At 66.4% G+C, this 19,340-nt stretch carries 15 protein-coding genes, 1 tRNA gene, 1 pseudogene and 1 riboswitch; of the genes and pseudogenes, 10 read left to right on the top strand and 7 right to left on the bottom strand.

The features are described 5' to 3' along the window. Positions 1-4 precede the first annotated feature (4 nt). Positions 5-1,540 carry a molybdopterin-dependent oxidoreductase gene (locus tag QSK05_RS08120; RefSeq protein WP_285595573.1) on the top strand — a complete coding sequence of 512 codons (1,536 nt, stop codon included), beginning with the start codon at positions 5-7 and terminating at the stop codon, positions 1,538-1,540. A 15-nt stretch (positions 1,541-1,555) separates the two neighbouring features. Here the strand turns inward: QSK05_RS08120 and QSK05_RS08115 are convergent, their stop codons facing one another. Beyond that, positions 1,556-3,103, bottom strand: coding sequence for an aminotransferase class V-fold PLP-dependent enzyme (locus QSK05_RS08115; protein ID WP_285595571.1), 1,548 nt, complete (start codon positions 3,101-3,103; stop codon positions 1,556-1,558). A 38-nt stretch (positions 3,104-3,141) separates the two neighbouring features. Continuing rightward, positions 3,142-3,255, bottom strand: a riboswitch (SAM riboswitch). An 884-nt stretch (positions 3,256-4,139) separates the two neighbouring features. Further along, a tRNA-Leu gene (locus QSK05_RS08110) sits at positions 4,140-4,221 on the bottom strand. A gap of 105 nt (positions 4,222-4,326) precedes the next feature. Between QSK05_RS08110 and bcp the strand changes: the two genes are divergently transcribed. The 4 genes from bcp to QSK05_RS08090 all read left to right on the top strand — a co-directional run bounded on the left by bcp (position 4,327) and on the right by QSK05_RS08090 (position 7,056). Continuing rightward, positions 4,327-4,791: a thioredoxin-dependent thiol peroxidase gene (gene bcp, locus QSK05_RS08105; protein WP_231485027.1), complete on the top strand. Its 465-nt coding sequence runs from the start codon at positions 4,327-4,329 to the stop codon at positions 4,789-4,791. Positions 4,792-4,803: 12 nt separating this feature from the next. After that, a complete protein-coding gene (locus QSK05_RS08100) occupies positions 4,804-5,118 on the top strand; it encodes a DUF3618 domain-containing protein (protein WP_285595566.1) in 315 nt (104 codons plus the stop codon). Between the two features lie 58 nt (positions 5,119-5,176). Continuing rightward, positions 5,177-5,473 carry a GroES family chaperonin gene (locus QSK05_RS08095; protein WP_352300697.1) on the top strand — a complete coding sequence of 99 codons (297 nt, stop codon included), beginning with the start codon at positions 5,177-5,179 and terminating at the stop codon, positions 5,471-5,473. A 107-nt stretch (positions 5,474-5,580) separates the two neighbouring features. Beyond that, positions 5,581-7,056, top strand: a complete 1,476-nt coding sequence (locus tag QSK05_RS08090) for a cytochrome P450 (protein ID WP_285595562.1) — start codon at positions 5,581-5,583, stop codon at positions 7,054-7,056. Positions 7,057-7,737: 681 nt separating this feature from the next. Here the strand turns inward: QSK05_RS08090 and QSK05_RS08085 are convergent. Next, entirely contained in the window at positions 7,738-8,805 is a 1,068-nt protein-coding gene (locus QSK05_RS08085) for a PHP domain-containing protein (protein WP_285595560.1), read from the bottom strand. A 232-nt stretch (positions 8,806-9,037) separates the two neighbouring features. Here QSK05_RS08085 and QSK05_RS36270 point away from each other — a divergent pair. Beyond that, positions 9,038-10,039 (top strand): annotated as a pseudogene (locus tag QSK05_RS36270) (DUF222 domain-containing protein); the annotation flags it as partial. A gap of 324 nt (positions 10,040-10,363) precedes the next feature. Here the strand turns inward: QSK05_RS36270 and QSK05_RS08080 are convergent. Next, positions 10,364-10,603, bottom strand: a complete 240-nt coding sequence (locus tag QSK05_RS08080) for a hypothetical protein (RefSeq protein ID WP_285595558.1) — start codon at positions 10,601-10,603, stop codon at positions 10,364-10,366. Between the two features lie 1,655 nt (positions 10,604-12,258). On the opposite strand from QSK05_RS08080, the gene QSK05_RS08075 reads away from it, so the two are divergent. The 4 genes from QSK05_RS08075 to QSK05_RS08060 all read left to right on the top strand — a co-directional run bounded on the left by QSK05_RS08075 (position 12,259) and on the right by QSK05_RS08060 (position 15,771). Continuing rightward, entirely contained in the window at positions 12,259-13,041 is a 783-nt protein-coding gene (locus tag QSK05_RS08075; RefSeq protein ID WP_285595556.1) for a crotonase/enoyl-CoA hydratase family protein, read from the top strand. Between the two features lie 15 nt (positions 13,042-13,056). Next, positions 13,057-13,749, top strand: coding sequence for an enoyl-CoA hydratase-related protein (locus QSK05_RS08070; RefSeq protein ID WP_285595554.1), 693 nt, complete (start codon positions 13,057-13,059; stop codon positions 13,747-13,749). A 292-nt stretch (positions 13,750-14,041) separates the two neighbouring features. Next, the gene (locus QSK05_RS08065; protein WP_285595551.1) at positions 14,042-15,031 is read left to right on the top strand and encodes a CAP domain-containing protein; all 990 of its coding nucleotides are present in this window, start codon (positions 14,042-14,044) and stop codon (positions 15,029-15,031) included. A 332-nt stretch (positions 15,032-15,363) separates the two neighbouring features. Next, positions 15,364-15,771, top strand: coding sequence for a MerR family transcriptional regulator (locus QSK05_RS08060; protein ID WP_285595550.1), 408 nt, complete (start codon positions 15,364-15,366; stop codon positions 15,769-15,771). Between the two features lie 9 nt (positions 15,772-15,780). Here the strand turns inward: QSK05_RS08060 and QSK05_RS08055 are convergent, their stop codons facing one another. From QSK05_RS08055 to QSK05_RS08045, 3 genes are all read right to left on the bottom strand, one after another. After that, positions 15,781-16,347 (bottom strand): DUF1707 SHOCT-like domain-containing protein, encoded by a 567-nt coding sequence (locus QSK05_RS08055; RefSeq protein WP_285595547.1) that lies wholly within the window; start codon positions 16,345-16,347, stop codon positions 15,781-15,783. 27 nt (positions 16,348-16,374) lie between these two features. Continuing rightward, positions 16,375-18,456 carry a putative bifunctional diguanylate cyclase/phosphodiesterase gene (locus tag QSK05_RS08050; protein WP_285595545.1) on the bottom strand — a complete coding sequence of 694 codons (2,082 nt, stop codon included), beginning with the start codon at positions 18,454-18,456 and terminating at the stop codon, positions 16,375-16,377. Between the two features lie 79 nt (positions 18,457-18,535). Beyond that, positions 18,536-19,333: a M10 family metallopeptidase domain-containing protein gene (locus tag QSK05_RS08045; RefSeq protein WP_285595544.1), complete on the bottom strand. Its 798-nt coding sequence runs from the start codon at positions 19,331-19,333 to the stop codon at positions 18,536-18,538. Between the last annotated feature and the right edge of the window lie 7 nt (positions 19,334-19,340).

Raw genomic sequence — 19,340 nt, 5'->3', positions numbered from 1 at the left:
TGAGATGAACAGCAACAGACGACTACTCGCAGCCGGCGCCGGTCTGGCCTCCGGTGTGTTCGCGCTCGGCCTGGCCCAGGTGATCGCCGGCCTGGTCTCGCCCTCCTCCGCCCCGATCGTGGCCCTCGGCGACGTCGTGGTGGCCAACGTGCCGCCCTGGCTGAAGAACTTCGCGGTCAGCACGTTCGGCACCCACGACAAGGTGGCCCTGCTGACGGTGGCCTACCTGGTCGCGGGCCTTCTCAGCGCCCTGGCCGGCCTCCTCGCCCTCCGCGGCCGGGCCGGCACCTGGCTCGTGCTCGCCCTCGGCGCCGTCGCGGCGCTCGCAGCCGCCACCCGGCCGGAGTCCACGGCGCTCGCAGCCCTGCCCAGCCTGATCGGGGCGGCGGCGGGCATGTTCGTGCTGCAGCGCCTCGTCGGCGTGATCCGGGAGTGGGGCCGGGCCGAGCCCGGCACCGCGGCCTCGTTGATCGCCGGGCGCCGCACCGTGATCGGTCTGGGTTCGGTGCTCGCCGTGGGCATCGCGACCGGCACCCTCGGCAACTGGCTGGGTGCCCGGCTGCGGGGTGCGACGGCCTCCCGCGACGCGCTCGAGCTGCCCGTGCCCGCCGATCCGGCACCGGCTCTCCGCAGCGGCGTCGAGGTCGGGGTCAAGGGGATGGAACCGTTCCTCACCCCGAACGACGACTTCTACCGCATCGACACGGCTCTGAGCGTGCCGTTGCTGAAGGCCGAGGACTGGTCACTGCGCATCCACGGCCTGGTCGAGCAGGAGGTCACGCTGACCTGGGCCGAACTGATCGCCGGGGATCTGGTCGAGCGGGATCTCACCCTGATGTGTGTGTCCAACGAGGTCGGTGGCGACCTGACCGGCACCGCCCGCTGGATCGGCCTGCCGATCCAGCCTCTGCTCGAGCGGGCCGGTGTGAGCAAGGACGCCGACATGGTGCTCTCCACGAGCTCCGACGGCTGGACCGCGTCGACCCCGGTCGAGACCCTGACCGACGGCCGGGACGCGATCCTGGCCATCGGCATGAACGGCGAGCCGCTGCCGCTGGAACACGGTTTCCCGGTCCGCATGATCGTGCCCGGGCTGTACGGCTACGTCTCCGCGACCAAGTGGGTGGTCGACCTCGAGGTCACCCGCTTCGACCGGGCCGAGGGCTACTGGACGCCGCGGGGCTGGTCGGAGCGGGGCCCGGTGAAGACCGGGTCCCGCATCGACGTACCCGTCAACGGCGAGAAGGTGGACGCCGGAACGGTCACCCTGGCCGGGATCGCCTGGGCCGAGCACCGCGGGATCACCGGCGTCGAGGTCCGGGTGGACGGTGGGGTCTGGCAGAAGGCCACCCTCGGGGCCGAGGACAGCGTCGACACCTGGCGCCAGTGGTACTTCGCCTGGGACGACGCCCCGAAGGGGTCACACCAGGTCCAGGTCCGGGCCACGGACGGCGACGGCACCGTTCAGACGGGCGATGAGGCCCCGCCCGCGCCGGACGGGGCCACCGGCTGGCACACCGTCAGCGTGACCGTCCGGTGACCCCTCTTCTTCACCTCAGAAACCGCACTCCGAGGTACCGTCGACCGGGTTGGTAGCGCCCCACGTCGACCAGCTCGGGGCCGGACGGTCGTCGTTCACCGGCGTCCAGGCTCCGTCGATCTGTTCGTACTGCAGCTTCTCCCCCTCGGTGACCAGGGTGCGCACGGCGTGCAGCAGACGCTCCACGTCGTCGCTCCGGGAACCCAGGCCCAGGCTGGCGCGCAACGCACCACCGGTGACACCGAGACGGTTCAGCAGCGGGTGGGCGCAGAACTTGCCGTCCCGCACCCCGACGCCGTGCTCGGCCGACAGGTAGACGGCCACCCGCGCGGCCTCGTGACCCTCGACGGTGAAGCCGACCACACCGACCCGGTCGGTGCTGTCCGACCAGGCGCGGAGCACCCGCACACCCGGGATCGCCTGCAGACCGTCGAGAAGCCGCGCGGACAGAGCCGCCTCGTGCTCCTCGACCGCGCCCTCGGGCAGATCGGCGATCGCCCGGCAGGCCGCGGCCAGGGCAGCGGCGCCGAGCACGTTCGGGGTACCACCCTCGTGCCGGGCGACCCCCGTGGTCCACACGGCCTGGCCCTGCGCGTCGACCGAGCGCACGGCCCCTCCGCCGGCCAGGTGCGGCTGCGCGGCGTCGAGCCAGTCGGAACGGCCGATGAGCACGCCGGAACCGAACGGCGCGTAGATCTTGTGACCGGAGAAGGCGATGTAGTCCACGTCCAGCGCGGCGATGTCGACCCGGCGGTGGGGCACCAGCTGGGCGCCGTCCACCACGACACGGGCGCCGTGCGCGTGGGCGATACGGGCGATCTCGCCGATCGGCAGGATCTCTCCGGTCACGTTGCTACACCCGGTCACCGCGACCAGCGCGGCCGGGCGTTCGGCCAGCGTGGCCTCCAGCGTGGCGACGGTCTCGGCCACCGTGCTCGCGGTCGGGATCAGGCGATGACGGCGGGCGGTCCAGGGCAGCAGGTTGGCGTGGTGCTCGACGTCCAGCACCACCACCTCGCCGGCCCCCGGACCGTCCTGCGGCACCGCACCGGCCAGCAGGTTCAGGGCGTCGGTGGTGTTGCGGGTGAAAACGGTCAGGTCACCCGGGCGGGCCCCCACGAAGGCACCGATCGTCTGCCGAGCGCTCTCGTACAGCGCCGTGCTCACCTGCGAGGCGTACCCGGCGCCGCGGTGCACGCTCGCGTAGTACGGCAGCACCTCGGCCACGTGGTCGGCCACGGCCTGCAGCGCAGGGGCGCTCGCGGCGTAGTCGAGGTTGACCGCCCGCGCCGTGCGGCCCCCGGTGCCGTTGCCGGCCAGGGGAGCGGCCAGGTTGCCGCCCACCACCGGCAGCAGCGGGCCGATCGGGAGACGAGCTGCGGTCGGCGGGGTCGTCGTACTCGTGCTGGGACCGGTGATCTGCAGGGTGCTCTCCGTGGTCGTGGGCTCGCTGGCCCGGGCGGACTCGGGCGGCGTGAAGGTGGAGATCCCACCGGCCGGCGTGGCGACACCCAGGTTCGCCTGGCGGTACCGGGTGTTGCGGAAGGACGACGATGCGGACATGGCAGTGCTCCTCGGGTCTGGGACCCGGGTGCAAAACGGGTCCGCGCTTGCGGCGAACCATCTGGTTGCCGCCAGGTCTTCACCCGGAGCACCCCACCGCGGAGGAGGGTTGCCGACCAGCAAGCCGGGGCTATGCGCTGGTACTCATGACCTGCGTCCACAGTAAGCGACGAATTCACGACGCTCAAGAGGTGGATGCCGCGGTCTCGCCCTGCGAGACGCGGGCCCAGGGCAAGTGTGACGGCCTGAAGGAGAGAGGTGAGGGAGATCCACGGGGGGCTCCCGTTCGAGTAGATGGCCGTGTGCCGAGATGCCTACCGGGCCGACGACCTGGTCCAGGGGCGCTGGAGCGGATGTTCCTGGCGGCGTGAGTGCCCGGTCCGGCCGTCAAGCAGTGCGCCATCATGGGCTTCGGTACGTGGAAGAGCACCCCGTAGCTGAGGTCTCGGAGATCCTGCGGGATCCGCAGGGCGCGGTCGAGCGACGGACGTCCGATGCGGTCGCGCAGCCGCGAAAGCTCCTCGGCTACGAGAACAACCATTCAGCGGCGCCTTTCGTCGGCCCTTCGAACGAACTCCACCGTGACCGGGTCCGAGGAGGCCACCGATGTCGCTCCCCGAGCAGCTGAAGCATCAGTATGGCGAGCAGTTCTCGCCCGGGCTGTCGGCTTTCGACCGGTCCGGGAGCGCCGTCGGCGCGGCGATGGTCTCGGACCTCTTCGCCGACCTACACGCACGACGGCGACGCGCTGATGATCGATCGGCGTGGAAGACTGTCGAGCGGATCACGGTGGTGGCCGGTCACACCTCACCGATCGATCTGAAGCTCCTGGCGACTCATGGGGCTACCGTCCGCTTCCCTCGAACAAGCCTGTTCCGGGTGCCCGAAGGGAAGGCCGGCAGCGCCGCCGCCTGGACGATCGACGACGCGACCGTGGCCCTGACCCGGGTACCGGTCTCGCGTCTGCCGGTCTGCCGGTGGTCCGCCGACGTACTGCTGGCTGACATCCCGCAGCAGCCGGCGCACACCACTGAAGTGCGCGAGGGGGGACTCGAACCCCCACGCCCGAAGGCACAGGAACCTAAATCCTGCGTGGCTGCCAATTACACCACTCGCGCGCTGAGGACAGCCTAGAGGTTGCCGGACCTTCGGGGCGACGCCGTATTCGTACGGGCTCCCGGTAGGCTGGGTGACACCCGCTGACCAGCATTGAGGAGTTCTTCGTGGCCAAGCTCGAGGTCGGCGACACCGCACCATCGTTCACCCTGACCGCCGCCGACGAGTCGACCGTCTCGCTGTCCGACCTGGCCGGTCGGCGCGTCATCGTCTACTTCTACCCGGCCGCGATGACCCCGGGGTGCACCAAGCAGGCGTGCGACTTCCGCGACAGCCTCGACGCGCTGCAGGCCGAGGGCTTCGCCGTGGTCGGCATCTCGCCGGACAAACCTGCCAAACTGGCCAAGTTCGTCGAGCGGGACGCCATCACGTTTCCCCTCCTGTCCGATCCCGGGCACGAGGTGCTTGAGTCGTACGGCGCGTGGGGCGAGAAGAGTTTGTACGGCAAGACCGTTGTCGGCGTCATCCGGTCCACCATCGTGATCGACGCCGAGGGCAAGGTCGAGCTGGCCAAGTACAACGTGAAGGCTACGGGGCACGTCGCCTCGCTGCGCAAGGCCCTGAAGGTCTGACGAGAGGCTGTCATGAGCGACAAGAAGTCCGGGGGGAAGAAGCCGGCCGGTTCCGGTTCCTCCGACAAGGCGCCGAGCGGTTCGCCCACCGAGCTGGAGCTGCAGATCCAGGCGCGGCGTGATCACCTCGCCGCCACGATCGACGAGCTGACCACCCGGGCCCAGCCCAAGGAGATCGCGCGCCGAAGTGCCGCTGCGCTCTCCGACCGGTTCCAGACCGTCACCCACACCCCCGAGGGCGAGCTGCGCAGCGAGCGCGTCGCGGCGGTGGCCGGTGCGTTCGTCGTGGTCGCCGGTGCTCTGATCTTCATTCGTGGCCGAGGCTGAGGTGAGCTCCTTCTCCACCGAAGTTCCCCCGGGCTCCCCGACCAAGCTGCCCATCCGCATGCTGAACGACCGCCTCCTTGTCTCCATCGACAAGGAGGCCGGTGAACGCCGCTCGAGCGCCGGCATCGTCATCCCGGCCACGGCTTCCGTCGGCCGCCGTCTGGCCTGGTCGGCCGTCGTGGCCATCGGACAGCACGTACGGCAGGTCCAGATCGGTGACCGGGTGCTCTACGACCCCGAAGACCTGTCCGAGGTCGAGCTGCACGGCGAGCAGTACATCCTCCTGCGGGAGCGTGACATTCACGCTGTCGCGGCTCCCCGTGTGGAGGACGACCGGACGGGGCTGTACCTCTGAGCTCGCTCTCGCCAGAGCCTTCCGGGGGCGCAGGAACACGGCCCGCCGCGCCTCGCCGCAACGCGCGCTACACCTCGCTCGATGCTGACGGACCGCTACCGCTCGACATGATCCGCGGCGTTCCCGCGATCATGCGTAACCCGCTGGCCTGGTTGGAGCGGGTGGTCGAGCGGCACGGTGACCTGGTGGCTTTCCCGATGCCGAAGACCCCGGTGCTATTGGTCAACACCCCGGCCGGGGCCAGGCACGTGCTGCAGCGCAACCATCGCAACTACGCCAAGGCCACCATCCAGTACGGTGCGCTCTCCCTGGTCACCGGCTCCGGCCTCCTGACCTCGGACGGGGAGGTCTGGCGTCGTCACCGTCGCATCATGCAGCCCGCCTTTCATCACGGTGGCCTGGACCAGGTGGCGGTCTCCACCGTCGTCGCCGGTGAACAACTCCGCGATGACTGGGATCAGTCCGCCCCTTACGCCCCGATCGACGCCGAAGCGGCCATCATGCGGGCCATGCTCACCGTCGTCGGAAGAACGCTCTTCGCCGACGACCTGTCCGACGCCGGCTCCGACCTGGTCGGGGCCGTGGACCGTGCTCTGCGCCAGGTCATTGCCCGCGCGACCAATCCTCTTGCCGCAGGCCCCCTCTCGCGTCTCCCCACCTTGTCTGCCCGCCGTATGCGTTCTGCCGTAGCAACTCTCGACCAGGTCACCGCCGGTATCGTCGACCGCCGCCGGGCCCAGGGAGTACGGGCGGAAGACACCGACCTGCTGGCCGTGCTTCTCCGGGCGGCAGGCGTCGGGTCCGACGACCCAGCTGCCGCAGATTCCCGGCCCTGGATGACCGACCAGGAGATCCGTGACGAGCTGGTCACCCTGGTCATCGCCGGCCACGAGACGGTCGCGTCCAGCCTGGTCTGGATCCTGCACCTGCTGGCCGACGCCCCCGAGGTCCAGGAACGTCTGTACGCCGAACTCGACCAGGTGCTCAACGGACGTCCTCCCGCCTGGAAAGACATCCCCCACCTCACCTACACCCGCGCCGTGGTCGACGAAGCGCTCCGCCTCTACCCTCCGGCCTGGGTGATCACGCGGCGTTCGGCCGGCGCCGACACCATCGACGGCGTCGACGTGCCCGAAGGAACCCTCGTCATCGTCAGTCCCTGGCTTCTGCACCGCAGCGCCAAGAACTGGTCAGATCCCGAGCGATTCGATCCGGGACGATTTCTGTCCGACAGCGATGCTGTTTCTGGTTCTGCCGGCTCCGGCTCCAGCTCGGGCTCCCATTCCGGCTCTGGCTCTGGCTCGGGCTCCGGTTCCGGTTCCCGTTCCGGCTCGGGCCACGGCGACCGTAATCCTGCCTATCTTCCCTTCGGGGCGGGACCGCGTCTTTGTATCGGCCGCGACTTCGCCCTGGTCGAAGCGGTGCTTCTGCTGGCCACTCTGCTTCGTGACCGGGCCGTGCGTCGTCCGGCCGGAGCTCCCCGGCCGGTCGTCGAGGCACTGGTGACTCTAAGGCCCAAGCACGGATTGCCCATGGCGCTGGTCCCGCGAGTACCTGCTGCGGACCCGTCACTCGGCGCGTAAGGGAGTTGCTGGAACCAGGAGACCACTTCACAGGGTAGTGATGTGCGGCCTTTCTGTTATGGCGAATCTGCCCCCGCCTTCGCGTGACCGCTATCTCCACGTCACGAGTTGACAACTTCTGCTGCTTTGTTGCCAACTTCGTTGCCGAAGGAGCCGGTGATGGTAGAGGCTTTCTCATGCCCCGTCGGGAGCGGATGCGGGCTGCGTGTCAGGGACGCAGCGCGGGTCACTCCCGGCGGGGTCTCTATGCTTTGCTGGCATGTTCTGCTTGGACAGCGCGCTCGGCTTGGACAGCGCGCTCGGCTGACGGTGTGCTCAGCTGGAACGGTGCGCTCAGCTGGAAGGGCAGACGGCTAGTCATCGGCTCCTGCAGCACACGCTTCGTGCTGTCGGGTCTGCTCTGGCCCAGCGGTCTCATCTGTTCCTCCGTGTGATGATGCGGTCCGGTTCGCGCCGCGTGGCCCCTCAAGACCCGATGACCTGTTGGTCCTGAAGCATGAGACCCGTCCCAGCCCCCGTAGCGGTTCACCTGCGATCCCGGAGTTCTTCTCCGCGTTCACCTCGTCCGCTGTTCCTTCGTCCTCTATCGCCACTCCACTACGTCGCTGCCACCTCGCCGGCGGGTGGGCCGACAGTGACCGCAAAATTCTCGAACCATGTTCTTCTGCAGCCACGTATCGGTCACGCCCCGGTCCATGTCAGCAGTTCGTCCACGTTCCAGGTATTGATAACGCGATCGGTTGGGACCCCGCACTCTGCCGCGCGTGAGGTGCCGATAATCTGCCAGTCGAGTTGCCCAGGGGCATGCGCGTCGGTATCGATGGCGAACAGGCAACCTGCCTGCACCGCCTGACGTAGCAGGCGACGAGGGGGATCGAGCCTTTCCGGGCGGCTGTTGATCTCGACTGCGGTCGAATGTTCCTGGCAGGCCGCGAAAACGGCAGCTGCATCGAACTCGGATTCGGCTCGCCCCAGAGGATTTCGTCCTTCGCGGGGTTTGACCATGCGGCCGGTGCAATGGCCCAGGATGTCGGTGTTCGGGTTTTCGATCGCCATGAGCATCCGTCGCGTCATGGCCTTGGCCGGCATCGCAAGTTTAGAATGCACGCTGGCCACCACGATGTCGAGGCGGGCCAGCAGTTTTGGATCCTGGTCGAGGGATCCGTCTTCGAGGATATCGACCTCGATGCCGGTAAGCATCCGGAAAGGGGCTAGCTGCTGATTGATCACTTCGATGATGTCCAGTTGCTGGTGCAGGCGTTCGGCGGTGAGGCCGTTCGCTACTTTCAGGCGTGGTGAGTGATCGGTGAGAACCATGTAGTCATGACCGAGTTCCTTCGCTGTCCAGGCCATCTCGGCCGGCGGTGATCCACCGTCAGACCAGTCTGAATGTGTATGGCAGTCACCCTTCAGCGCTGCCCTAAGCTCTTCGCCGCCGGTCGCCAGCGGCGTTTCGGCTTCTTTTTCGAGGTTGGACAGGTAATCCGGCACCTGGCCTGCCAGCGACTGCTCGATCACCGCTGCTGTCTTCTCGCCCACACCTTTCAGCGAGGTCAGCTTGCCCGCTGCCGCTGCCCCTCGGATTTCTTCGGGGTTCTGGGCCAGGAGGGATGAGGCAGCGCCCCGGAAAGCCTTGACCCGGTAGGACGACGCGAGTGATCGCTCCAGCAGGAACGCGATGCGCCGCAGGTCTGTCACCGGATCGCGATCGTGCTCCGTGTCCTGGTTCCCCGCACGACTCGTTGCCATCTGTGCCCTCCCGACGCTCCGAACTTCCGTCATGAGTCCATCCTGCCTCACCCCACCGACAATCTTGGGCGGACCGCAGCACATCCTCACACCCGAATCTCGACACCGACTTGTGCCGGAATTCCGGATGTGCGGATGCTTGCGGCTGGATCGCCGGGCTCGACCAAGATTGTCGGTGGGGCGGGTTAGCATCGTGGCAGCGAGGTCGGGGGATGGATAAAACCATTGCTGAATGGGGGTTTACCCAATGGGCGCCGAGCCTTTGGAAGGTGTTGTTGAAGGGCTGCCTGACGTCGAGGCTCTTCACGTTGTCCTCAAGACGGTCACGAGACTTCTGAACAGCCGTCTTGGAGGCGCCCTTTTGGATCCTGGTCCATTGATTCAGGTCACGGAGTGCGAGACCCTCGTACGTCAGTTGCAAGCGGTACAGGCGCTCTCCATGGTGCAGATGGTTGATCGCACGAGTCCGGCGATCTGCAAGTCTCAGAGCGGAGGTTCGATGGGTGGAGATCCCTCTCCACGGCCTTCGCGCAACAACGATCGTAGTGATTCGAGTCATGCAGACCTTGGCGCGGCGGATCCGGATAGTGAGTCCGGTGGTGACACAGATGGAGGTCCTGACTCACTCGGCGAGGATGCGATCGATCGGGATGCAGACTCGGCCTCGGTGATCAGTGCGTGCAGCCAGGTTTCTGCCGAGATCGCACCCTTGCTTCGTGTCTCGCGACCATGGGCGAGCAGCACAGTGAACTCGGCGGTGCGGCTCCAGCGAAATCTGCCGGACATCCTCGACCTGGTGCGATCGGGTGAACTTGATTGGTATCGGGCCAAGATGATCTGCGACCGGTTGCATCACCCCTTGGCCGATCCTACCTGGTTCGTGCCCGGATGCCCCGAGTGGCATGTGGTTCAGGCCGTTCTGAGGATCGAGGCTCCCCGTAAGACGGCGCCCCAGCTGAAGCGATTCATCGAGGATCTGCTGACGTCATTGGATCCGGATGGTGCCAATGCCCGCCATCGACGGGCGAAGCAGGGCCGGGAAGTGAGATTCGAGGCATTGCCTGACGGCATGGCGGCTCTTCATGGCATTTTCCCAGCCGACGTGGCCCAGGTGATCGACGGATTTCTTGATGTCATGGCGGACTCATGCCGCGACGAGGCGTTGGACAACGGTGCTCCTGATCCGCGAACCCATGAGCAGCGTCGAGCCGATGCCATGGCCGCACTGTTCGAGGCCGCTGCTGCCGGTGTCGAGATTCCTCTGGTTCGGGATCCTCGGCGGTCCGATGAAGAGGCGGACTTGGAAAAGTGCTCGAAGAGGCAGACTTCCGGGAGTTCTTACAGGTCCGACTCTTCCTGCGGTACAGCTGACAGCGAGGGAACCGATGGTTGGCGGGCCGGCGGTTCGCCGGTGCACGCTTCACCGGGGAGTGATCCGTCGGGGAGCAGCTCGCGCGTTGATGGTCCAGCAGGGAGTGAATCACGCACTGGCAGTTCGTCAGGGAACAGTTCGGAGACTGATAACTCGTCGGATGAAAGTTTGCTGAATCACGTTTCATCAGATGATGATTCGATAACAAACGGGTCTTGGACCGACCGTGCCGGTGCCGAACGGGCCGATGGTGGTCCGCAGTCCGAATTCCTTGATGATTCCTCCAACGCGGACGGGTCTATCACCGGCCAGGAAATGAGCGATGAGGATCCTCCCGGAGATCTGGAAGAGATGGTCGAGGCGCAAGAGGCTGAGCAGGATCGGCAGTTGGCTGAGTTCGGTCTGAGTCGGGTCGGAAAGGGGCAAGTCCTCGGTTGGTGGAGGCGGTCACCGCGAACTGGGAGTGCTCGGGGGCCGCAACTTGTCATCACCATGACAGATGCCGCTCTGTTCGGACTGAGCGAAGAGCCTGGTCTGTTAATGGGTTACGGGGCGGTTCCGGCTGACCTTGCACGGAAGATCGCTTTCGCTGCCGAGCGAGTCACGCTTCTGTATCCGATGGAAAGGAGCGAACGCCAGGAGAGGGAATCCCGCAAGGGCGACCGGGAAAGAGGAGCTGACGACAGGGCAGAAACCGATGGCAAGAAAGGAATCAAGGGCGGGACGAGAGCAGCAACCAAGGACGGGGCAGAGGCCAAGGCAGGGGCAGGGGGAGGGACAGGAGAAAAGGCCAGGACCGGAGCAGAGGCAGAGACTGGGGCCCCGCGCAAGGACAGGGTCGACGGTTGGGCTGGGAAGCAGCGCGGTCAAGTCCAGTCTGAGCGGTCAGCATCTCGTCCCGACGGGTCGACACCGCGGCCTCACGGCTCCAGCTCGCGGTCTACCGGTCCTAGGGGTCACTCCGGGTTGACCAAATGTGGCGATGCCATGCATCAGTCGGCGGCGGCGAAGCGCTACAAGCCTGGTCAACACCTGACCGATCTCGTGGTGGCGCGCTACCAGAGTTGCACTCACCCGGGGTGCACCATACCCGCGAGCAGGTGCGACATCGATCATATTGTTCCCTTCGGGAAGGGCGGTCTGTCGTGCGTTTGCAACCTGCATCCGGCCTGTCGCCGACATCATCGACTGAAAACATTTGGGGGATGGAAGGTTCGGCGGTGTTCGGCGCATGAAGATTATCCGGTGGGAACTGTTATCTGGACGAGTCCGGCGGGTATTGAGTATCCCTCTGTGCCAGATCCTCTGCCGGGAGATGAACGATGGGGACTCCCGATACGAGCCCGGTCGGCGAAGGGTCGGGCTGAACGATCCGGAGAGCCTGAAGGGTCCGCCGGCGAGAAACCCGGTGGGGAGCAGATCGGGGAACGACGCCAGAGAAGCCGGCCCGATACGACGAGTTCGGCGCAACGTGTCGCTTTGCGGCTTGCTCGCTGGGGGCGTGACATCCGGTGGGTGAACGACCGGACGGAGCGTCGCAACCGTCGTGCCGGGAAGTTGCGAGGTGCGGAGAAGGTGGGAAAGAAGATAGAAGAGGAGAAGGACCGGTATGGAGAACCGCCGTTCTGAGGCGTCCCCTGTGCAGCAGGTTTACAGTGGCCTGTGCCGACTTGACCGATAGTTCCAGATTCCGATGGCGGGAGCAGGAGCAGATGACCGACCAGGTGAAGCACGCTCGACCGGCTGTGCAGTACGAAATCCCGGGCAAACCGTTGGTGTCGCTGGACGTGCGGAGGCTGGGGGATGCCGGAGCCGGTCTGGGACAGGAAAGCGCTGATGGCGCGGTAAAGACTGTTCGACCATTGCCGCGCGGCGGTCGGGAAGCCGGAGGACCCGGGCGGCCAGGGGCAGTCGAGTCCTCGGGGGGAGCCGATTCTTCGGGGTCAGTCGGGTCCCCGGGGTCAGTCGGGTCCCTAGAGCCAGTCGGGTCGCCAAGGTCAGTCGGGTCCCCCGAGCCAGTCAGGTCTTCAGAGCCAGCCGGGTCCTCAGGGACAGCCGAGTTACCGGAGTCGGTAGGACACGTGGCCGAGGTGACTCTGATCGGGCCGGGCAAAGGGAATCTGCTGGGGCCGGACTTCTGGGCTGAGGTACCGCGGGTGTTCGCGGAGCTGGACAGGGATGAGACGATCCGCGCGGTGGTACTCACCGGAAGCGGTGGAAGCTTCTCGTACGGCCTCGACCTCATTGCCTTCGGCCAACGCTGGCAGGGCCTGTTCAACGGCGCCCCCGGACTGGCCGGTCCCCGCACCAGGTTGCACGACGAGATCCGCGTCATGCAAGACGCCGTAACCGCAATCGCGGAGTGCCGTAAACCAGTGGTGGCGGCGGTAAGTGGCTGGTGCATCGGTGGCGGGGTCGACGTGATTGCGGCATGTGACGTGCGTTATGCCAGTTCGGAAGCGCGATTCAGCGTGCGTGAGGTGCGGATGGCGATGGTTGCGGACCTCGGCAGTCTGCAACGTCTTCCGGCCATCATCGGTGACGGTCACTTCCGGGAACTGGCCCTGACCGGTAAAGACGTGGATGCTGCCTGGGCTGAGCGGATCGGTCTGGTGAACCGGGTGTTGCCGGGGCCGGACGAGGTGCTCGACACCGCCCGCGAGTTCGCTGATGAGGTGGCGAAGAATCCGCCGTTGGCGGTTCAGGGGGTGAAACAGGTCCTTGACGCGGAGCGTGCGAGTAGGGTGCAAATCGGACTCAAGCAAGTGGCGGCCTGGAATGCGGCGTTCCTGTCCTCGGAAGACCTGATCGAGGCGGTCACTGCGTTCTCTGAACGTCGCAGCCCCGATTTCACCGGCCAATGAGGAGAAGTCCCGACGATGCCCAGCCTGACCCGCACCGGCGAAGTCTTCGTACTCGACCTCGGCGACGACGAGAACCGTTTCCGTCCCGACTGGATGGCCGAGGTGAGCGGTGCGCTCGGAGAGGTTGCCCATGCTGACGGTCCCCGCGCGCTGGTGACCACGGGCACGGGCAAGATCTACTCGAACGGGCTCGATCTCGACTGGCTGCGGAATCGGGACGACCAGCAGTTCGTCGACTACGTGGTCGCGGTCCACGAACTGTTCGCGAAGTTGCTCGAACTTCCGGTCCCGACGGTCGCGGCCGTGCAGGGGCATGCGTTCGCGGCGGGGGCCATGCTGACTCTCGCGCATGACTTCCGGGTCATGCGTGCCGACCGCGGCTGGTTCTGTCTGCCGGAGGTGGACCTGGGCATTCCGTTCACCCGGGCCATGGCCGCACTGATCCAGGCCCGTCTCACGCCTCAAGCCGCGCACGAGGCCATGACATCGGGAAAACGCTACGGCGGGCCGGAGGCGCACGATCGGGACATCGTCGACCAGATTGTGGCGGAGAACGAGGTGTTGTCCTCAGCGGTGAAGTGCGCGGCCGACCTTGCTCCCAAGGCGGGCGAGGCACTGGGACGGATCAAGAGCACCATGTATGCGCCGACCCTGGTCCGACTGCGCGACACCGCGTCGGACGACCTGATGATCCGGCCAGCGTCCTAGGCCGGCCAGCGCTGAGGTCGGCCAGTGCGTGAGGTCGGCCAGTGCGTGAGAACAGCAAAGTAGTTCGACAGTTGGCGGGAATCATTACGGCAGGTACGCATCGGTAAGTGCCGGCCCGGAGGCGTGGGCCGGTCGGCAGGGCCACAAGCCATCACCAAGCCTGTGTTAAGCCTCGCCGGAACAGTGCAGGTGACGAGGTCAGGGGCAGTTTGCTGCATTTTCACTGCACTGTGCCGGTGCTAACTTCGAAAATGGAACAACCGCTGCGAGCACGTTTGGGAGTCTTGTCCTCATGCACAGTCAGTCATCGAACTGGACGAGGAACGCCATCTTCGTCCTGGCTCCGCTGACCCTGATCGCGCTCCTGGCAGTGTTCGTCGGGCCGTCGCTGTTCGGGTCGAAGAACGAGTCGAACACGAAGCTCGCGTCCGCCAACTTCGACGCCGGCGCCACACCGTCCACCTCGTCGACCACCGCGCCCACGCCGGAGTCGACGCAGTCGGCCGCGGCGGTCTCGGCCGCGCCGAAGAACCTGGGCACGGTCAGTGGCGTCTACACGATCAAAGGGCCGAAGCAGGTAAAGGCCGGCAGCCTGGTTGTTTTCGTGGTCGACGGTAAGAAGCGTGTGGTCGTGAAGGATGAGAAGGCGCCCTACGCGCTGCGTCTCAAGACGACGTCGCTTCCCAACGGCAAATACACGGTCAGCGTGCTCACCTCGCAGTCGGGCAAGAGCGCCAAGGTGGCCACGTACTCGCTGACGATCAACAACAAGAAGAAGACGCCGACCACCAAGCCGACGGCGACGCCGAGCAAGACGCCGACGTCGAAGCCGAGCACCCCGGCCGGTAAGCCGACCACCACGACGACCACGACGTCCTCAAGTGGTGGTGGTACGGGTGGCACCAGGGCTCAGAAGGTGCTCTCGATCGTCAACACCAAGCGTGCCGCCGCCGGTTGCAAGGCGCTCAAGCTGAACTCCAAGCTGACCGCGGCCGCGCAGAGCCACAGCGAAGACATGGCGAAGAACAACTACTTCGACCACAACAGCCAGGACGGCCGCAGCCCGTTCGACCGCATGTCCGACGCGGGCTACAAGTTCGGCGCCGCTGCCGAGAACATCGCGATGGGCCAGCAGACCCCCGCCGACGTGATGGATTCCTGGATGAACTCCGCCGGGCACAAGGCGAACATCCTCAACTGCACCTACACCGAGATGGGCCTGGGCTACGCAGTCGGAAACGGCTCGCCCTACTGGACCCAGACGTTCGGCACCCCGCTGTAAGGCACCAGCAGCCGACCAAGAGGCTGGGAACGACTCGTCCAGAGTTGCTCCCGGCCTCTTTGCGGTCGGCCAGAACGTGCTGCAAGGCAGGCTGCGTGATGTGCGGGGACTCACCTCACGAAACCGAATGATCTTTCAACTCTGACCGGGCGGAAGGTTTACGGGCCGTTCTGTTCGGCAGGGACCCCGGCCAGGTGTTGCGCCACGTGAGTGTCTCTCAGCGTGCTCTCAGTGCAGATCTGGCATACGGCCAGCGCGGCTCCGGAGAGCTTGCGTAAACTGACGCGTCGCGGCTGGTCGGCAGGATCAAAAGGACGGCGTGAAGGGGAGAGATGGCGGAGCCCACGATGCATATCGGCGAGGTGGCCGAGCGTGTCGGACTCTCCCTGCGCACGATCCGCTACTACGAAGAAGTCGGTCTGATCGCCCCCTCGGCGCGAAGCCAGGGCGGTTTCCGGCTGTACCTGGAAGCGGACGTCGCCCGGCTCCAGCTGGTCAAGGACATGAAACCGCTCGGGTTCAGCCTCGACGAGATGCGCGATCTGCTCGGCGTACTCGACAAGCTCGATGACACGGACACCGAGGACGAGGGCCATGACCAGACGGTCGAGCGCCTCGCCATGTACCGAGTCGCCGCCGATGCCCGCTGCGACGCTCTGCGGGGCCAGTTACGTATCGCCGAGTCGTTCGCCGGAACGCTGCGCAACCGCCTCACGACCCATCGCGAACGTAGTAACTGAAGAACCCCGTTACTTCTCCCGTTCCCGCCGGCGCGCAGCCTCGGGACCGGTGCCTTCGCGTCCGTCAGGACCGTAGACGAGCAACGCCACGATCGGGATGGCGAGGAACCAGATCCACGTCCCGGTCACGAAGAACAGGATCACCGCCAGTATCGGCGTGATCGACACGATCGTGGTCGCGTACGGCTCCGCGATATTGAGCACCCCACGGCTCGGCACCCGGGCCGGCCCGAGGTCCGGCTCGACGGGCGGGGCGCCCGGGGTGAGGGTCTCGACGACTGGTGGCGAACCAGAGGGTCCAACCGGGGACGAGGAAGCGCTCGCGCCGGGGTCGGCCGGTGAACCCGGCGCGACCGAATGAGGCAGGGGCAGGTCGGTGAAGAGCTCGTCCAGCTCCGACTCGTACTGCGCCTTCTCCGCCAGCACCGAGCGCTTCTCGTATTCCAGGGAGTTGATCCGCCCGGCCCCGTAATGCCGCTTCAGCGCCTCCATCGCGGACAACCGCTCGACATGACCGATCCGGATGCCCGGGGCAGAGGTGGGCTCGGAGGAGTCTGCAGGCACGCTGTCACTCATGAGGCCCATCCTGGCACCCCCGGTCCGCTACTGCGGCGGTGGTTGGTCCTGGCTGTCCTGGGCCTCGTTGACCGGTGAGTTCGCGCTGATCCAGTCCATGATCTCGGCGGACGGCAGAGGCGGCGTGAAGAAGTACCCTTGCGCCGCGTTCACACCCAGTTCGTTGAGCGCCACCAGGATTTCCGCGGTCTCCACCCCCTCGGCCACGACCTGGAGGTTGAGGTTGTGCCCGAGCTCGACCACCGACCGCACGATCGCGGCGTCGTTCGGTCCGTTGAGCATGTCCTGTACGAAGATCCTGTCGATCTTCAGCTCGTTCAGCGGCAGCTCGGCCAGGGTGCCCAGATTGGTGAAGCCCTCACCGAAGTCGTCCAGGCTCAGTCGCACCCCGGCCCCCGACAGGTGCTGCATCACCACGCCGGCCCGTTCCGGGTCGGAGGTCAGCGCGGCCTCGGTGATCTCCAGCATCAGCGCGCCGGGTCTGGCACCGGTCTCGGCCAGTGCGTCGAAGACCATCTGCGGCAGGTCCAGATGGTTCAGACTGCGCTCGGAGATGTTGACGGCGACGGACAAGTCGTCCCGCAGCTGTCGCCACAGCGTGAGCTGGCGCAGAGCGGTCGTGAGCACCCAGCGGGTCAGGTCGTCGATCAATCCGGTCTGCTCAGCGAGCGGCACGAACTGGTCGGGGGAGAGCAGGCCCCGGTCCGGGTGCTGCCAGCGAACCAGTGCCTCGATGCAGGTGACATGACCGTCCGGCTGGTCGATCTTGGGCTGGTAGTGCAGGCGCAGCTCGTCGTTGTCGATGGCGGCGCGCAGCTGCCCGATCATCGCGAGCCGGTCCGGGCTGTAGTTGTTCTGCTCGTCGTCGTAGCAGACCAGTTTGCTGTGGGAGGTCTTGGCCACGTGCAGCGCCACGTCGGCGCGGTCGAGCAGCACCTCGGCGTTGGTGCCGTTCTTCGGCATGAAGACGACTCCCATGCTGCCGGTCACCCGTACCGGTACGTCGACGTCGTCGAGGATGATGTCCTGCTCGACCGCCTTGTTGATCCGCCCCGCCGCGGCCTCGATCTGGTCCGGCTTCTCGACCCCGGCCAGGATCAGGCCGTACAGGTCACCCCCCAGACCGGCCACGGTGTCCACCGCACGTACGGTGTCGCGCAGGCGCTGGGCCACTGTCGTCAGCACGGTGTCGCCGTTGACCGGACCGATCGCCTCGTTGATGTCACGGAAACCGTCGAGGTTGAACAGCACGACGGCCGCGCCACCACCCCTTCGCCCGGGGCCGAGATGGATGCCGCCACCCCGTTCCACGAGGGTCGCGGTCTGCGAGATGCGGTCGGCGAACAGGGCCTTGTTGGGGAGGTCGGTGAGCGCGTCGTGCAGCGCCTGATGCTCGAACCGCGCCGCGGTACGGGCCAGTTCACGAGTGAACCACCAGACCAGGGACGCCAGCACCAGGTAGAGGGTGAGCAGCCCGGTACCCAGGGCCAGATACAACCGGTGCAGGCCGGAGTTCATCTGGGCGGCGATCGGCGCGTACGGCAACTCGGCCTGCAGGACACCGATCAGGACATGCGTACGGACGTTGTACAGAGGCGCGAACGCCTCGATCACCTCTAGCTTCTGGTCGGACCGGGTGGTCGTGACGATCGAGGCGATCGGATCACCCTTCAGCGCCGTCAGCACGTCGGCAGCCGACTGACCGTCGAGGTCGGTGCTGTCACCGATCGCCGGGCCGTACCGTAGTCCGGAGCCGTCCGAGCTGTAGACGATGCGCAGGTCGGGCCCCCGCAGCCGGAAGCGGGTGATGACACCGCTGTCCACCTGGGTGTCGGCCAGCCGGTCCAGCCGGCTGCGCTCGATCACGGTGACACCGTTCTTCAGCGTCACCGAGTCGAGCTGCGTGTCGGTGATCAGGCGGGAGATGAGCGCCGCCTGCAGGCGGCCCTGTGCCACCCCGCGGTCACGCAGCTCGGTCCGGTACTGCGTAGCCATCACCGTGCCCAGTGCCAGCACCGGAACGAGGCTGATCACGGCCAGGGTCACGAAGAATCGCGCCCCCGCGTGCAGACTCCACCACTGCCGTACCCGCTGCGACATTGCCCCCATGGAAAAGCTCATCGGCACTGCGCCAATCGACTGAAGCCCATGGACTGATCCCGGTCGCCTGATCCTGTCGGATGACGTCTCAGTTGTAGTCGGTGATGTTGACGCGCGACGGCACGCTGATGCAGCCGGCCTTCGTCCCGATCTTCGTCAGGCCCTGCACGTCGCCCGGCGCAAAGCCGTTGGGTGACTTGGCGGTCAGATCGGGGTACATCTGCTGGGCCTTGCTGCGCACGTGGTCCAGCCCGGTGGCGTGACCCATCTCGTGCAGGATCACGTTCCCCTGCCGGTTGCCCGGCCCGAAGCCCGGCTTCAGCTTCTTCATCCCGCTGGGAATGAGAATGGCGTAACCCCGCACCACAGCCGCTCCTTCACCGTCCCCGCCGTACCAGGTCGCCCACAGCACGCCGCCGTACCCCAGGGAGTTCTCGCTGAAGGAGAAGTTCGTGGTCTTCGGGTTGATGACGGCCACAACGATGTCGGCCGGAGCCGAGGCCAGGTTCTCCTGGCGCGGGATGAACGTGGTGGTGCCGGCGTAGCGGTACTTCATCCCGGTCACCTTCGTCACCCGGGCCACTGCGGTCTGGATCTGCTTGAGCATCGCGGGACGCTGCCCCGCCGACCAGCCCGACAGGTTCGCCCGCCAGACGATCGCCTTCTGACACGGGTTCCAGCGCGCGGTCGTCGTGCCTCCGCTGGCCAGCTCGGCGCTGCGTAGCGTGTAGTTGAGGCCGAGCGCCGCCTTCTCGCCGGTGAGATTCCAGGCGAGCATCGGCGTGATCATGACGAGGGACAGCAACATCAGGGCCAGCACGAGCTTGAGAGCAGGCCCCCGCCGGCTCCTCTGAATGCGTGAGTGCCGAACTCGCGAGTGATCCACGTCTGAC

The organism is Kineosporia sp. NBRC 101731 (assembly GCF_030269305.1).
In the GTDB taxonomy this organism is placed as follows: domain Bacteria; phylum Actinomycetota; class Actinomycetes; order Actinomycetales; family Kineosporiaceae; genus Kineosporia.
This window is presented reverse-complemented; position numbering and strand designations above follow the sequence as displayed.

Bases quoted from the DNA above. Each gene is read 5' to 3' on its own strand.
- QSK05_RS08055 (WP_285595547.1), bottom strand. From the start codon at position 16,347: ATGAGTGACAGCGTGCCTGCAGACTCCTCCGAGCCCACCTCTGCCCCG.
- QSK05_RS08060 (WP_285595550.1), top strand. From the start codon at position 15,364: ATGGCGGAGCCCACGATGCATATCGGCGAGGTGGCCGAGCGTGTCGGA.
- QSK05_RS08115 (WP_285595571.1), bottom strand. From the start codon at position 3,103: ATGTCCGCATCGTCGTCCTTCCGCAACACCCGGTACCGCCAGGCGAAC.
- QSK05_RS08070 (WP_285595554.1), top strand. From the start codon at position 13,057: ATGCCCAGCCTGACCCGCACCGGCGAAGTCTTCGTACTCGACCTCGGC.
- QSK05_RS08120 (WP_285595573.1), top strand. From the start codon at position 5: ATGAACAGCAACAGACGACTACTCGCAGCCGGCGCCGGTCTGGCCTCC.
- QSK05_RS08100 (WP_285595566.1), top strand. From the start codon at position 4,804: ATGAGCGACAAGAAGTCCGGGGGGAAGAAGCCGGCCGGTTCCGGTTCC.
- QSK05_RS08065 (WP_285595551.1), top strand. From the start codon at position 14,042: ATGCACAGTCAGTCATCGAACTGGACGAGGAACGCCATCTTCGTCCTG.
- QSK05_RS08090 (WP_285595562.1), top strand. From the start codon at position 5,581: ATGATCCGCGGCGTTCCCGCGATCATGCGTAACCCGCTGGCCTGGTTG.
- QSK05_RS08050 (WP_285595545.1), bottom strand. From the start codon at position 18,456: ATGGGGGCAATGTCGCAGCGGGTACGGCAGTGGTGGAGTCTGCACGCG.
- QSK05_RS08095 (WP_352300697.1), top strand. From the start codon at position 5,177: ATGCTGAACGACCGCCTCCTTGTCTCCATCGACAAGGAGGCCGGTGAA.
- QSK05_RS08085 (WP_285595560.1), bottom strand. From the start codon at position 8,805: ATGGCAACGAGTCGTGCGGGGAACCAGGACACGGAGCACGATCGCGAT.